Origin of the sequence: Flammeovirga agarivorans (genome assembly GCF_012641475.1) — a bacterium.
Taxonomy (GTDB): domain Bacteria; phylum Bacteroidota; class Bacteroidia; order Cytophagales; family Flammeovirgaceae; genus Flammeovirga; species Flammeovirga agarivorans.
Window position 1 is genome coordinate 1 of sequence record NZ_JABAIL010000051.1, and the last position, 1,062, is coordinate 1,062.

Genomic DNA, 1,062 nt, shown 5'->3' on the forward strand with positions numbered 1-1,062 from the left:
TTTCAATTGTATCCATTTTTACAAACCCTTGTCCATGTGTCAAGTTTGTAGATAAAAATAAAATAAATATGACTATCAGTTTATTCATCGACTCTCTTTGTATGCGGCACAACGACTCGGGCATGGTGTCGCAGGCGGGTTGCGTCGCACCCGACCTGTGCAATATGCCCCTTGTTAGCTCTATTTATTTTTCATTCTTTTTAATATTTCAAATTCTGTCTTAGCCATATTGACTATCAATGAATAAGCTTTAGGGATTGTCTTTGAATTTTTAAAAAAATCTTCTAAAGCTTCAACTGAAGATTCGGCTTTGACTAATTCATTACTCAAAAGCCAATATTCTCCAAGATAAAGGTGAGCATATAACTTTTCTATTTCACTTTGATCTGAAAGTAATAATTCATCAATTAGTCCTTTTACCTTGTGATCATTTTTGTGGTTATCATCAAAAAGATAATAATCAATTAGTGAATGTTGATTTTCTTTCTCTCTATTTCGCTCTTCTTTTTTTGAATATATATCTTTTCTATAAACAAGCTTATGATCGCGTATAAAATACCATCTAACTATAGAATTAGTTTTATCAACTTCCTCGTCAAATTGTCGAGTTTTTCGGTTAAAATTAGTTGCTAAAACTACCATATCTCCATCTTTTGTATCATTATAAACAGAAAAAATTAATCGCGCATCAGCTCCGTTTTCTTGCTTTATATAAACTTTAACCTGATCGTCTTTAGTCAAGCCAAGATAAACTTTATTTAAAATATCATTCATCTCATCATAGCTGAGCTGTTTGTACAAGTCTGTCATAAAAAATGCATCTGCAAAGGTTTGATGAACGAAGTAAAAAGAATTTATACCTAATTGATTCTCTGAATATAATTTTGAGTGTTTGATTATTATTCGATCGTTTCCATATGTCGAAAAACCACAAAAAAGTAATAGTAAAAAAGTTATCTGTTTCATCATGTTATTTTAGTATTTAGAGCTAACGTAATGGCTAAACTACGACCAGCGGGTGCGTCACCCGATGGATGGAGATTAGCTAATGTTAGCCACTGT

At 31.9% G+C, this 1,062-nt stretch carries 1 protein-coding gene; it reads right to left on the minus strand.

What is annotated here, in order from left to right:
• Positions 1-180 precede the first annotated feature (180 nt).
• Positions 181-969, minus strand: coding sequence for a hypothetical protein (locus HGP29_RS28165; protein ID WP_168885808.1), 789 nt, complete (start codon positions 967-969; stop codon positions 181-183).
• Between the last annotated feature and the right edge of the window lie 93 nt (positions 970-1,062).